Here is a 13,444-nt window from a genome sequence, read left to right on the forward strand (position 1 = left end):
CTATGACGGTATTGGAGAAAATCACTAGCAAGAACAGCTTGCTCAAGGCGTCAAACGTAGCGAAAGTTGGGTGCTGGCGAGAATCTGCCCTTGTCAAGATCTCAAGGGCGCAGCGGCGATCCTCGGGGGACCCGCGCGGCACCACTCCGCTGAGAAATTGGTCGCGGCAGGCAAGACAAGCGGCGGCGACGCCGCCCGCCAGCATCCTTGCTGTGCGTGATCAGGCAGTGCCGCCCATGACCTCGACCCGCCCGTCGAGACCGATCACGCGCCCAAGGGCTCGGACGCGGTTAAGGAGACGGTCACCGCTCAGGGGCTCCCAGTCTCGCGGGAGGCGCAGGACCACGCGGCCGTCCTCCACGGTCAGCGGGGCCCGACCGAGCGCCCCGTCCATGCCGGCCGAGATCGGGAACGCGACGCGCAGCAGCGCGCCCAGGAGGCGCGCCCGTTCGAACAGGCGCGGCCCGGCCATCCCGCGCAGCATCGGGTTGGCCTTCTCGGCGGCGAGGCCCGTGTGCCGGAGCGACACCGAGAGAGCGAGATAGGCCCGGCCCGGATGGTCGACGCCCACGAACGCCGCGTTCTGGATGACCGCAATGCTCTGCTCGTCGCGGTAATCGGGATGGGCCCGCCAACCCACATCCGAGAGCAGGCAGCCCGCGTGCCGCAGGCGGCGCTCGTCCGCGGTCTCGTGGCCGTCGAGTGTCGCGACGAAGCGGTCGGTCCAGGCGATCAGCTCCTCACCATGGCGCGGCGCGCGGGAGCGAAGGCTGTTGAACTCCGCCGCCGAGGCGAGCAGCGGGTCGTTCAGCCGGGCGTCGCGGTCGAGCTGCTCGAACAGCAGGCCCTCGCGGACACCGGAGGCCGAGATGGCCACTTCCCGCGGCCGTCCGACCCGGATGATTTCCTCCAGAACGACGGCGCCATAGGCCAGAAGCGGGCGCCGGGCTTCGGAGATCGCGTCGACGTCCTGCAGTAGCGACACATCAGTCTGCTCCACGACCTGCAGGAAGCTCAGCTCGTCCGTGGGCTCGACCGTATAGCCGTGCATCACGTGGACGGGATAGTTGCGGGCGGCCTGATGGAGCCGCGCGATCGCGCGCCACGTGCCGCCGACCGCGTAGAAGGTTCGGCCGCGCAGGGTCTCGAGCTGGGGCACCGCCTTGCGCATGTGCTCGCGCACGATCTTGGCGGCCTTCTTAACCGAATTGCCGGAGAGGTCCTGCAGGGCGAGGCCGCCGAGCGGCATGGTCACGCCCTGCCCGACCACGGCGCCACGGACGTCCACGAGTTCCAGCGATCCGCCGCCGAGATCGCCGACCACGCCGTCCGGCGCGTGAAAGCCGGAGACCACGCCCAAGGCCGAGAGTTCCGCCTCGCGCCGGCCGGACAGGAGCTGGATCTCCTGCCCGCAGGCCGCTTCCGCCGCGCGCAGGAAGTCCGGACCGTTCTCCGCATCCCGCGCCGCCGCGGTGGCCAGCACGAAGACCTGCCCGACCCGCATGGTGTCGCAGAGGACCCGGAACCGCGCCAGGGCGGCCAGTGCCCGGGCGACGGCGTCCTCGTTCAGACGCCCGGTCGTCAGGACATTGCGCCCGAGGCCGCACAGCACCTTCTCATTGTAGAGCGGCGTCGGTGCCCGGCTCAGACCGTCATAGGCGACAAGCCGAACGGAATTGGAGCCGATGTCGATGATGGCCACCGGCTGGCGTGCCTCGCTGGCCATCGGGTCCGCCGAATGCGCGAGGGTGAGGTTGGCACGAGGGCTGCCCAAACGTCCAAGTCCTTGATGAGCCCGACGCGCCGACCGGCGCGCCGCACGAAACGTTTAGCCCAGCGCCGCTGCGCGGCGAAACTCAGGCGCGCTGCGCACGTCGGCTCAGCGCGCGCGGGCTCGACTTCTTCGAGGCCTTGCCGCGGCCGGAGAGACTCGGGTTGGTCATGAAGTACTTGTGGGCGTTGAACGGTTCCTCGCCTTCCGCCGGCTGGATCCGCTCGCAGCCTCCGGAGGCAAGCAGCCGCCAGCTCTGGCGATTGTCGAGCAGGTTGGCCAGCATGATCTGGTCGAGCACCTGTTGATGCACCGTCGGGTTGGTGATCGGCAGCAGCGCCTCGACGCGCCGGTCGAGGTTGCGGCTCATCAGGTCGGCCGACGAGATGTAGACCGTGGCCTTGGGATGGGGGAGGCCGACGCCGTTGCCGAAGGCGTAGATGCGCCCGTGCTCCAAAAACCGCCCGACGATCGACTTGACCCGGATCGTCTCCGACAGGCCCGGGATGCCCGGCCTCAGGCAACAGATCCCGCGGACCACGCAGTCGATCTGAACCCCGGCTTCCGAGGCGTCGTAGAGCGCATCGATGATCTGCCCGTCGACCAGCGAGTTGCACTTGATCCAGATCGCCGCCGGGCGTCCCGCCTTCGCGTGGGCGACCTCCGCCTCGATGTGTTCCAGGAGTCGATTCTTCAACGTCAGCGGCGACACCGCCATCCGCTCCAGTTCCGCCGGCTCGGCGTAGCCAGTGATGAAGTTGAAGATCCGCGAGACGTCGCGCGCGATCGCCGGATCCGCCGTGAAGAAGGACAGGTCGGTGTAGATGCGCGCCGTGATCGGGTGATAGTTGCCGGTCCCGACGTGGCAGTAGGTGACGAGCCTGTCGCCCTCCCGCCGGACCACCAGCGACAGCTTGGCGTGGGTCTTCAGCTCGACGAAGCCGAACACCACCTGCGCGCCGGCCTTCTCGAGGTTGCGCGCCCAGCGGATGTTGGCTTCCTCGTCGAAGCGCGCCTTCAGCTCCACCAGCGCGGTGACCGACTTGCCGAGTTCCGCCGCCTCGGCGAGCGCCGCCACGATCGGCGAGTTGGACGAGGTCCGGTACAGCGTCTGCTTGATCGCCACGACGTTCGGATCGCGGGCGGCCTGGGCCAGGAACTGCACCACCGAGTCGAAGGACTCGTAAGGGTGGTGGACGATGAAATCCTTCTGGCGGATCGCCGCGAACACGTCGCCGCCGCTCTCGCGGATGCGCTCCGGGAAGCGTGGATTGTAGGGCTTGAACTTCAAGTCCGGCCGGTCGATCCCGACGACCTGGGACAGCTCGTTCAGGGCCAGCATGCCCTCGACCAGGAAGACGGCGTCCGGAGAGATCTCCAGCTCGTCGACCACGAAGGTGCGCAGATCCTCCGACATCCCGGCCTCGACCTCGAGGCGGATCACGACGCCGCGTCGGCGCTGCTTGAGCGCCGTCTCGAAATGGAGAACGAGGTCCTCCGCCTCTTCCTCGATCTCGAGATCGGAATCCCGGACAACCCGGAACGCGCCGCTGCCCTTGACCAGGTAGCCCGGGAACAGGCGACCGGTGAACATCCCGATGACCTGCTCGATCGGGATCAGCCGCGCAGAGGTCTCGCTGTCGCTGACCGGCAGGCGCACGAAGCGATCCAGGACGCCCGGCACGCGGATCAGCGCCCGCAGCACCCGCCCGTCCCGCGGCCGCACCAGCATCAGCGCGATGGTCGTGCCGAGATTCGGGATGAACGGGAACGGATGCGCCGGGTCGATCGCCAGGGGCGTGAGGACCGGGAAGACGTGGTTGAGGAAGTACTCTTCCAGCCATCCCGCCTGCTCGGCGGTGAGCGAAGCCGGCTCGACGATGTCGATATCGGCCGCATGCAGCTCCGCGCGCAGCTCGCGCCAGCGGGCCTGCTGGTCGGCGGCGAGGCGCGAGACCTCCGTGCCGATCCGCAGGAGCTGCTCGGAGGGCGACAGCCCGTCCTGGGACGGAACCGTCAGGCCCGCTCGGACCTGATCGATCAGGCCGGCGACGCGGACCATGAAGAACTCGTCGAGATTGTTGGCCGAGATCGACAGGAACCGGAGCCGCTCGAGCAGCGGGTGATTGGGGTTCGAGGCCTCCTCGAGAACGCGGCGGTTGAACTGGAGCCAGGACAGCTCGCGGTTCACGAAACGCTCCGGCGTGTGGCGCAGGGAGCGGCCGGCCTCCAGCACCGGCTCCCGTGCCGCCCCGGCCGCCGGGCTGGGCGCTGCCGGCTCGGCCGGAGAGGCCGAGGCAGGCCATTCATCGTTGGCATCGGCCGTGGCGCCGGCGACCGCCGGCTTCGCCGGACCGTCGGCCAGCGCCGCTCTCGCGGCGGGAACGCGCCGGGTCGTCGGAGGTGTTGTCGAGCGCCGACGGGGCTCCGCGGCCTCTTCGGCGACGTCGCGTTCCACGGGCTTCTGCGTCGATTCCATCCCCGATCCCTGTGTCTGCCTTCGGCTCCTCGCGGCGCGGAGCGTTTAGCATCGTCCCCCTGCAGCCTTCACGACGGTTTCGTGACGGCTCCCACTTTCCGACATCAGCTGTCGGGCTCGTCCTCTAAGCCCTCGTCGTCCAGACCCATGCGCCGAAGCACCGCCAGCGCGAGCGGGCGGCTGATGCGCCGACCGCGCCCGAGGGCGTCCCGGTCCAGTTCGGCGACGACGTCGCGGGCGCGGCCGAGGGAGCGGTCGATCCGCAGCGCCAGCGAGTCGATGACGCTCAGATCGACCACGAGTTGCCGATCCACGAACAGCTTGACCAGGACGGCGCGCAGGAGCGCGTCGTCGGGCGCGTCGATGGCGATCCGCGGGGCCAGGCGCAGGCGCGAGCGAAGGTCCGGCGTGACGAGGCCGAGGGCGTCGATCTCGGCGGAACTGGTCAGCAGGACCGGGCAGGCCCGCTCCCGCGCACGGTTCAGAAGGTGGAACAGGGCTGCCTCGTCCCGCTGCTCCGCCCGATCGATGTCCTCGATCACCAGGGCGCCATTCGAGACCAGGTGCTGGACGGCATCGGCGCCGATCTCCGCCGCCGCACTCGTCCAGGCATGGGCGCGTTCCGCCCAGATGGCCGCGAGGTGGCTCTTGCCGCTGCCCGAGGGGCCGGTGAGCACGAGGACACTGTCGGGCCAGTCGGGCCACGCCTCGATCAGCGCGTAAGCGGCCTCGTTTGCCGGTCCGACGAGGAAGTCCTCGCGGCCGTAGCGGGGGTCGAGCGGCAGGTCGAAGGTGAGCTGCCGGGGTGGTGCATTCTCGCGCATGCGTCGTCCAGGATCATCCCGCGCCCGCGGAGGTCAAGGCCGAAGCGTCCTTGCCGTCGTGCTCGATCAGGATCGGTTGCCCCGCATGGTAGAGGCGGCTCTCCAGATAGCGGGCCAGGGCGAAGCGGACCAGCACGCCGATCGAGGCGGCGATCGGGACGGCGAGCAGCAGCCCGACGAAGCCGAACAGCGTGCCGAACGCCAGCAGCGCGAACATCAGCCAGACCGGGTGCAGCCCGGTCGAGTCGCCCACGAGCTTCGGCGAGATCACGTTGCCCTCCAGGAACTGCCCGACGAGAAACACGCCGACGGTCAGGCCGAGATGCAGCCAGTCGGCGGAGGGCCAGAACTGGACCAGTGCGACGCCCACCGAGAGCAGGAAGCCGGTCAGCGTACCCACATACGGGATGAAGGTCAGGAACCCCGCGATCAGTCCGATCAGCACTCCGAAGTTGAGGCCCACCAGCCAGAGGCCGACCGCGTAGAAGCTCCCCAGGATCAGGCAGACCAGCGTCTGGCCGCGGACATAGCCGGTGACAGCCCCGTCGATCTGGCGCGCGAGGTCGCGCACCGTCGCCCGGTGCCGCGGCGGCACCCAGCCGTCGATGGCCGCGACCATCCGGTCCCAATCCACCAGGATGTAGAACGCGACCACGGGGGTCACGACCAGCAGCGACGCGATCGAGATGAGTGCCTGGCTGCCCGACCAGAGCGATTTGAGGAAGGCCAGGAGCCAGGTCCCCGCCTGGGTCGCGAGGGTGCCGACCGAGGATTGCAGCTCGCTCAGGACGTTGGCGCCGCCGATGCGTTCGAGCAAGCTCCCGGAGCGGTCGGCGATGATCGCCTGGAGCCGCGACACCATCCCGGGCAGGGCGTTGATGAGCGCCACGACCTGGTTGGCGGTGAGCGGGATCAGGATCAGCAGCGTCACGACCAGCGCGACGACGAACAGTGCCAGGATCAGCAGGCTCGCCGCGAGCCGCCCGAGTCCGAGCCGCTCCAGCCGGTCGGCCAGCGGGTCGAGCAGATAGGCCAGGGTGATGCCGGCCACGAAGGGCAGCATCACCTCGCGGAGCAGGTAGATGACGAGTCCGAGGGCGACGACAGCGGCCAGCCCGATCACAGCCCGTGTGCGCACGATGACGCTTCCCCCGCAGCACACCTCGCCACTCGGCAGAGTGGGTATGCGGCCTGCGCCGATCAAGACGCCGCTCCATCGACTCGCGCGGCGCGCGGTAAGCCGCTAGAGCGGGGCCAGTATTGAACGAGGTGGCGCGGGCATGACGGCCAAGGACGGCAACCAGCCGAAGACGGGGCTGACCTACGCGGCGGCGGGCGTTGATATCGACGCCGGCAACGCCATGGTCGAGACGATCAAGCCGCTGGTGCGCTCGACCCGGCGCCCGGGCGCCGATGCCGAGATCGGCGGGTTCGGGGGGCTGTTCGACCTGAAGGCCGCGGGCTTCCGCGACCCGATCCTGGTCGCGGCCAACGACGGCGTCGGCACCAAGGTCAAGATCGCCATCGAGACCGGCCGCCACGACACGATCGGCATCGACCTCGTGGCGATGTGCGTGAACGACATCATCGTTCAGGGCGCCGAGCCGCTGTTCTTCCTGGACTACTACGCCACCGGCAAGCTGGTCCCGGGTGTCGGCGCCGACATCGTGCGCGGCATCGCCGAGGGGTGCCGGCAGGCCGGCTGCGCGCTGATCGGCGGCGAGACCGCCGAGATGCCGGGCCTCTACGACGGGTCCGACTACGATCTCGCCGGCTTCTCGGTGGGCGCCGCCGAGCGCGGCACGCTGCTGCCGCGGCCCGGCATCCGCCCCGGCGACGTGGTGCTCGGCCTGCCCTCCTCCGGGATTCATTCCAACGGATTCTCGCTGGTCCGCCGGATCGTCGCGAAGACCGGCCTCGGCTGGGACGCGCCGGCGCCGTTCGCCCCGGGCCGCAGCCTCGGCGAGGCGCTGCTGGAGCCGACCCGGATCTACGTGAAGCCGCTGCTCGCGGCTTTGGGCGCCACCGACGGGATCCGGGCGCTGGCCCACATCACCGGCGGCGGCTTCCCCGACAACCTCCCCCGGGTCCTGCCGGACGCGGTCGGCATCGCCGTCGACCTTGACGCCGTGTCCCCGCCGCCGGTCTTCGGCTGGCTGGCCCGTGAGGGCGGCGTCGCCGAGGCCGAGATGCTGCGCACCTTCAATTGCGGGATCGGCATGGTGGTGATCGCCGCCGCCGACGCGGTCGACGACGTCGACGAGGCTCTGACCCGGGCCGGCGAGACACCGGTGCGCCTCGGGCGGATCACCGCGCGCGGCCCTGAGCCGGTCACCTTCACCGGCCGCCTCGCCCTCTGATGGCGGCCGCCCGCAAGACCCGCGTCGCGATCCTGATCTCGGGGCGCGGCTCGAACATGGTGGCGCTGCTGGAGGCCGCGAAGGATCCCGCCTACCCGGCCGAGATCGTGCTGGTCCTGTCGAACCGCCCGGAGGCCGCCGGCCTCGCCCGGGCGGCCGAGGCCGGTATCCCGACGCAGGCCATCGACCACAAGGCCTTTCCTGACCGCGCCGGCTTCGACGCCGCCCTCGACGCCGCCTTGCGGGCGGCCCAGGTGGATCTCGTCTGCCTTGCGGGCTTCATGCGGATCCTGACGACGGCGTTCGTGGCGTCCTGGGCGGGGCGGATGCTCAACATCCACCCGTCTCTCCTGCCCCTGTTCAAGGGGACGCATACGCACCGGCAGGCGCTCGACGCCGGCGTGCGCCTGCACGGCTGCACGGTCCACTTCGTCGTGCCGGAGCTGGATGCGGGCCCGATCGTCGCGCAGGCGGCGATCCCGGTCCGCCAGGACGATGATCCCGACAGCCTCGCCGACCGGGTGATCGTGCAGGAGCGCCGCCTGTACCCGGCAGTCCTCGCCCAGGTGGCGGGCGGCCGCGCCCGCCTGGAAGGCGACCGCGTCGTCATCGCCGAGGAGGCGCCGGACGGCGTCCTGTTCAGCCTCTAAAATCGCCGGCGATCCGGCGCAGGCCACGCCTCCGGTGCCGACCTCCGCGCTGTCCGTACGGATGTACGGATGCGGGATTCCACATTCGAGAAACTCCGTCTCCGGGACGTAGGCGATTTAAGTGACCAACCCACGTCGTTTCGGGGCCGCGCAGCGGAGCCCGGAACCCAGATCCGCCGACGGGGCAAGATCTGGGCGCGTCGGCGTGTCTGTCCGGGCTCGCCTACGGCGCCCCGGAATAACGATATGACTGACCAAGCCAGGCAATCAGCGACGGGCCGGATCCTTCCAACAGGGCGCGGCTGCTGGAAGCAACCAAGCGGGCGTGTCGTCAGACCGGACGCTGCAGCTTGCAGCTGTCCAGCGCCGAGAGCGCCTTCGCGCGGGCGGAATCGTTGAAATAGCCGGTGGTCCGGTAGGCCTCGATCTCGGACGCGTCGAGGCTGCGCAGAGTCTGCCGGGCGTAGCAGCCGCAGGGGCGCTCCAGGGACGCCTCGGTGGCGCTGGTCAGGCGAGCCTGGACGACCGTGCAAGCGTGGCGGACGCGGCCTTCGAGGTTGGACTTCGTGGCGGTCTTGAGGGCCGGGTCCGGCTCGTACTGCTGGAACGGGGCCGAGGATCCGCCCGCGTAGGCGGCGGTCGCGCCGAGCGCGAACAGACCGGTCGCGATCAGCAGGGGCAGGCGGCGCATCGTCATGGTCTTGAGGGTCCGAAGGGCTGAGATTGACTAAGCTCGGCCGTTGGACGCTTCCGGGCTCCGTCCCGTCAAGGACGGTCCGGACACACAGGGCGGCATTCCCCGCGCGGCCCGGCGCCGTGCGCGACAATGGCAGGTCGGTGTGCCCAACCCGCCACCACCCGTTGCCTCACGCGGCGATGTCGGAGTCCTGGAAGAACTGCGCGATCTCCAGCTTCGCGTTCTCGGCGCTGTCCGAGCCGTGCACGGTGTTCTCGCCGACCGACTCGGCGAACTTCTTGCGGATCGTGCCCTCGGCGGCCTGGGCCGGGTTCGTGGCGCCCATGACCTCACGGTACTTGGCCACCGCGTTCTCGCCCTCGAGGACCTGAACGACCACCGGGCCGGAGGTCATGAAGGTGACGAGCTCGCCGAAGAACGGCCGCTCTTTGTGCACCTCGTAGAACTTCTCGGCCTGCTCCTTGGTCATGCGGATGCGGCGCTGACCGACGATCCGCAGGCCTGCCTCCTCGATCACGGCATTCACTGCGCCGGTCAGGTTCCGCCGCGTCGCGTCGGGCTTCAGGATCGAGAAGGTGCGCTCGGTGGCCATGGTGCGTCCGGTCTGTCTGTGGAAAAGGTTTGCGGCGCACCGGCGATCCGGACACGCCGCGGCAGCGAGAATTTCGCTTCGGCGCCGGGCTTATAGCGGGCGCCCCCCCGTGCCTCAAGCTGCGTGGCAAGACCGGGCGGGACAAGCGCGGCCGTGGCTCTGCCGCAACACCGCCGAAAAATCGCCCGATTGCGACGGCTCACTCCCGCACCAACCGACCTCGTCCACCCCTCGGGCATCCGCGATGCCCCATTCCCGGAGACGAACCATGCGACTCGCTCTCAGCGCCGCCCTGCTTCTGACCGGCCTCTCCGCCGCCGCCGCCGACACCGGCAAGGATCCCTCAGGGACCTGGCTCACCGGCGACGGCCGCGCCAAGATCCGCATTGATCGCTGCGGCGCCGGCCAGAAGCTGGTCTGCGGCAAGGTCGTCTGGCTCAAGACGCCGACCTTCGACAACGGCGCGCCGCGCACGGACCTGAAGAATCCCGATCCGAAGAAGCGCGCCCGTCCGGTGATCGGGCTCCAGCTCATCGAGGGTCTGAAGCCCGACGACGCGAAGTTTACCGGCGAGCTCTACAATATCGAGGAAGGCAAGATCTACACGGTGAGCCTGGAGCGCGAGAGCGAGGCCGAACTCAGCGTCTCGGGCTGCATGCTCAAGGTGCTGTGCGGATCGCAGACCTGGACGCGGGTGCCGGACGTGAACCAGCAGGCCGCGAACAAGAACTGAGCGGGCGGTCAGATTGCCGCGAGGCCACGCTGCACGGCGGGCCTCGCCAGGATGCTTTCCAGCCATCGCGCCACGTTGGGCAGGGTGTTGATGTCGACGCCCTGCTTGAAGTTCAGCTTCGCCCACGTGAACGTCGCGATATCGGCGACGGAATACTCGTTCGCCAGATAGGCGCGGCCCTCCAGGCGCCGCTCCAGGACACCGTAGAGACGCTTGGCCTCCGCGGTGAACCGATCGATCGCGTACGGCACCTTCTCGGGCGCGTAGATCTTGAAATGGTGCGTCTGGCCGAGCATGGGGCCGAACCCCGCCACCTGCCAGAACAGCCACTCGTCCACGGCGACCCGGGCGCGCTCGTCCGTGGGATAGAACTGGCCCGTCTTCCGGCCGAGATATTGAAGGATCGCACCCGACTCGAACACCGAGATCGGCTGCCCGCCCGGGCCGTCGGGATCGACGATCGCCGGAATCTTGTTGTTGGGTGAGATCGCCAGGAAGTCGGCGGCGAATTGCTCGTTCTTGGCGATATCGACCGGAACGATCCGATAGGGGAGCGCGCACTCCTCCAGCATGATCGGAATCTTCCAGCCGTTCGGCGTACTCCAGGTATGGACGTCGATCGGCCGCCCGGACACCGCTGCCATGCTCTGCCTGCTCCTCGACCGAACTGTCGGCGGCGCGGCGGTCCTCCGCCGAGTTCGGACTACGCCCGCAGTGAAGACGATTTCCCTGCCGTGCTCAAGGGCAAGGCGAACGTGCGGCTCACGATTCCGAGATGCGGGGTCGTGCTTGTTGGCAGCGCCCGCAGCGGACTTGCCGGCGCCGCGACGGAGCGGCGAAACTCCCGTCCGTGCGTCGAGGCGACGCGAAAAAAGGGGGAGTTTGTTCGATGGTCGACCGTCTTGTGAGGATCGCGGCCCTGCTCGTGCCGCTGCTCGCCGTGCAGCCCGTTGTTGCCAAGGAGGCAACCACCAAGGCGCCGGCCACGTCCGAGGCGCCGGCCGCGCCGGCCGCGAAGCAGCCGACCCCCGGCCAGACCGCTGCCCGGGATCGGCAGAAGAAATGCGGCGCCGAGTGGCGCGGCCTCACCGACGCGCAGAAGACCGCCCAGGGACCGAAATGGCCGCAGTTCTGGAGCAAGTGCAACAAGCGGCTGAAGGGCAACGACAAAGCGTGATTCGCGTGCGAACCGCAGAGCTTCCGGTTCGTTTCATCGCCTGATCTGCGAAGCGCCGGGGGGCGTGCGATGTTGACGGCTCGACACAGGCGACCCGATCCGAGCCCGATCCGGCATGGCTGAGGCCGCTGCCAGCGCGGTTCGACCGTCCGGATCGATCGTCGATCGAGCCGTGAACGTTCTGGATGCCTGGGTGCCCCGGCCTGCGGCCTGGGCATTCGCCCTGCGGATCTGGATCGCCATGATGCTGGCCCTCGCGGCCGCGTTCTGGCTTCAGCTCGACAGCGCCTCGTCGGCGGCGACCTGCGTGGCCATCCTTGCCCAGCCGAAGCGCGGGCAGGCGATCTCGAAAGCGATCTACCGCCTGCTCGGCACGCTGATCGGCGCCGCCGTGTCGATCGTGGTGATGGCGCTGTTCGGACAGGACCGGGTCCTGCTGTTCGTCACGTTCACCGCGTGGCTCGGCCTCTGCGTGTTCGTCGCGCAGTATCTGCAGGATACCCGGGCTTACGGGGCGATGCTGTCGGGCTACACGGTGGCGATCATCGCGCTCGGCCAGATCGACGATCCGCAGGGCACCTTCGACGCCGCCGTGTCCCGTGTTGCCGTCATCGTGCTCGGGATCGTGGCGATCACCTTCATCAACGATGCGCTGGCCTCCCCGAGCACGTGGCGAACCCTGCTGCCGCAACTCCGGAACGCTTGGGACGGGACACGGGCTTACGCCCGCGAGACGCTGGCGGAGGGTGACCTCGGTGCGACCCGGACCGCCGCGCTGATCCGCACCATCGCGCCGATGCGAGCCGATGCCAGTGCCATCGCCGGGGAACTCGACGACGGCCGCCTCCGGGCCGCGGGCGCGCGGAGCTGCATCGCGGCGCTCTACGTGATGGCGGCGTCGGTCCGCACGGCGGCGGCCGCTGCCGCCCATCTGCGAAACCCGAGCCCGGCCGTGACCGAGGCCCTGGCGATCTGCCGGCGGGTCGCGGACGCGCCCGACCGCGAGGCCCTCGATCAGGACGACGAGCGCCTGCGCGACCTCGTGGACGCCGCGATTCGCGACGGCGATCGGCCCCTCGATGAGGTGGTGGTGCTGCAGCGGGCGCTGGATTTCGTCTGTGCCGCGACCTTCGCGCAAGACGGGATCCGCGCGGTCGCCGACGGACACGCCCCGCTGCGCGACGCCAGCCTTCCGACGCACCGGGACTTCCCGGTGGCCCTGCGCGGCGCGCTGCGGGTGGCGCTCGCCTTCGCGGTCACGGCCGCCACCTTCGTGGCGCTCGGCCTTCCGCAGGCCTCCTTCGCGCTGGTGCAGGTCGCGGCCACCGCGGCGCTCTCGTCGGTCACGCCGGACCCGAAGAAGTTCGCCAACGGTGTCGTCATCGGCATGACGATGGCGGCCACCTTCGCGGGCATCGCCCGGTTCGCGCTGCTCAACGGCGTCCAGGGCTTTCCGATGCTCGCCATGGTGATGGCACCGGTGATCTTCTTCGGCTGCTTCCTGTCGCTCAACCCGAAGACCTTCGGCATCGGCTTCATCGTGATCGTGTTCTTCCCGGTCCTACTCGGCCCGTCGAACCCGCAGACTTACGATGCTCTCACCTTCCTGCTGAACGCGTTCCTCGTCATCGTCGCCGCCGTCATCCTGTCGATCGTCGTCCGGCTCCTGCTTCCCGTGACGCCCGCACAGCAGCGGGTCTTCGCGCTCGATTCGGCCCGGCGGACCCTGGCCGACGCGCTCGTCGGCGAGGGCGGCGACGCCACCACACGCACCAGCCTAAATGCGGACCGCCTGTTCCAGTTCGCCGGCTACAGCTCGGGAAGCAGCGCCGTGCGGCGGGCGAGCCTGTCGCACGCCTTCGCCCTCGCCCGGCTGGAAGCGGCCGCCGCCCGCGCCCACGCGGAGCTGCGCCGGCTTTCGGCGGTTGGAGCACTCCGCGACGCGACTGCGCGTGCTCGCGCCGGGCTCGCAGCCGGCGACGACCGCGCCCTCGAAACGGCCGCCTGCGACCTGATCCGCGCCGCTTCGCGGCAGGATCGACACGTGCGGCTCACCACGGCGCGCGCGGCCAGCGATCTGATCAGCGCGGCGCGAACCATCGCGCGCCACAGGCGGTTCCTCCATCGCCTCGACATTGCGCTATTCTGACGGACGGGTTCT

At 69.5% G+C, this 13,444-nt stretch carries 12 protein-coding genes; 5 read left to right on the forward strand and 7 right to left on the reverse strand.

Going from position 1 to position 13,444, the window contains the following annotated elements; genetic code table 11:
• Window positions 1–220 precede the first annotated feature (220 nt).
• The 4 genes from ppx to ABIE45_RS25515 form a co-directional block, all read right to left on the reverse strand.
• Window positions 221–1,774, reverse strand: coding sequence for an exopolyphosphatase (gene ppx, locus ABIE45_RS25500; protein ID WP_192710826.1), 1,554 nt, complete (start codon window positions 1,772–1,774; stop codon window positions 221–223).
• Between the two features lie 82 nt (window positions 1,775–1,856).
• The gene (locus tag ABIE45_RS25505; protein WP_192710827.1) at window positions 1,857–4,250 is read right to left on the reverse strand and encodes an RNA degradosome polyphosphate kinase; all 2,394 of its coding nucleotides are present in this window, start codon (window positions 4,248–4,250) and stop codon (window positions 1,857–1,859) included.
• Window positions 4,251–4,354: 104 nt separating this feature from the next.
• Window positions 4,355–5,074 carry a DnaA ATPase domain-containing protein gene (locus ABIE45_RS25510; protein ID WP_192710828.1) on the reverse strand — a complete coding sequence of 240 codons (720 nt, stop codon included), beginning with the start codon at window positions 5,072–5,074 and terminating at the stop codon, window positions 4,355–4,357.
• Between the two features lie 13 nt (window positions 5,075–5,087).
• The gene (locus tag ABIE45_RS25515) at window positions 5,088–6,212 is read right to left on the reverse strand and encodes an AI-2E family transporter (protein WP_192710829.1); all 1,125 of its coding nucleotides are present in this window, start codon (window positions 6,210–6,212) and stop codon (window positions 5,088–5,090) included.
• A gap of 142 nt (window positions 6,213–6,354) precedes the next feature.
• Here ABIE45_RS25515 and purM point away from each other — a divergent pair, with 142 nt between their 5' ends.
• Window positions 6,355–7,434 carry a phosphoribosylformylglycinamidine cyclo-ligase gene (gene purM / locus ABIE45_RS25520; protein WP_192710830.1) on the forward strand — a complete coding sequence of 360 codons (1,080 nt, stop codon included), beginning with the start codon at window positions 6,355–6,357 and terminating at the stop codon, window positions 7,432–7,434.
• A complete protein-coding gene (gene purN / locus ABIE45_RS25525; protein ID WP_192710831.1) occupies window positions 7,434–8,084 on the forward strand; it encodes a phosphoribosylglycinamide formyltransferase in 651 nt (216 codons plus the stop codon). Before purM ends, purN begins: the two co-directional genes overlap by 1 nt.
• A gap of 331 nt (window positions 8,085–8,415) precedes the next feature.
• Here purN and ABIE45_RS25530 read toward each other — a convergent pair whose 3' ends face one another.
• Complete coding sequence (locus ABIE45_RS25530) at window positions 8,416–8,781, reverse strand: hypothetical protein (protein ID WP_192710832.1); 366 nt, start codon at window positions 8,779–8,781, stop codon at window positions 8,416–8,418.
• A gap of 169 nt (window positions 8,782–8,950) precedes the next feature.
• The gene (gene ndk / locus ABIE45_RS25535) at window positions 8,951–9,373 is read right to left on the reverse strand and encodes a nucleoside-diphosphate kinase (protein WP_192710833.1); all 423 of its coding nucleotides are present in this window, start codon (window positions 9,371–9,373) and stop codon (window positions 8,951–8,953) included.
• A 268-nt stretch (window positions 9,374–9,641) separates the two neighbouring features.
• Between ndk and ABIE45_RS25540 the strand changes: the two genes are divergently transcribed.
• Window positions 9,642–10,106, forward strand: coding sequence for a DUF2147 domain-containing protein (locus ABIE45_RS25540; protein WP_192710834.1), 465 nt, complete (start codon window positions 9,642–9,644; stop codon window positions 10,104–10,106).
• Between the two features lie 8 nt (window positions 10,107–10,114).
• On the opposite strand, the gene ABIE45_RS25545 is transcribed toward ABIE45_RS25540, so the two are convergent.
• The gene (locus tag ABIE45_RS25545) at window positions 10,115–10,750 is read right to left on the reverse strand and encodes a glutathione S-transferase N-terminal domain-containing protein (RefSeq protein WP_192710835.1); all 636 of its coding nucleotides are present in this window, start codon (window positions 10,748–10,750) and stop codon (window positions 10,115–10,117) included.
• A 245-nt stretch (window positions 10,751–10,995) separates the two neighbouring features.
• Here ABIE45_RS25545 and ABIE45_RS25550 point away from each other — a divergent pair, with 245 nt between their 5' ends.
• Entirely contained in the window at window positions 10,996–11,283 is a 288-nt protein-coding gene (locus ABIE45_RS25550; protein WP_192710836.1) for a hypothetical protein, read from the forward strand.
• Window positions 11,284–11,398: 115 nt separating this feature from the next.
• The gene (locus tag ABIE45_RS25555) at window positions 11,399–13,432 is read left to right on the forward strand and encodes an FUSC family protein (protein WP_192710837.1); all 2,034 of its coding nucleotides are present in this window, start codon (window positions 11,399–11,401) and stop codon (window positions 13,430–13,432) included.
• Window positions 13,433–13,444: the final 12 nt, after the last annotated feature.

This window comes from Methylobacterium sp. OAE515 (assembly GCF_041806315.1).
GTDB lineage: Bacteria > Pseudomonadota > Alphaproteobacteria > Rhizobiales > Beijerinckiaceae > Methylobacterium > Methylobacterium tardum.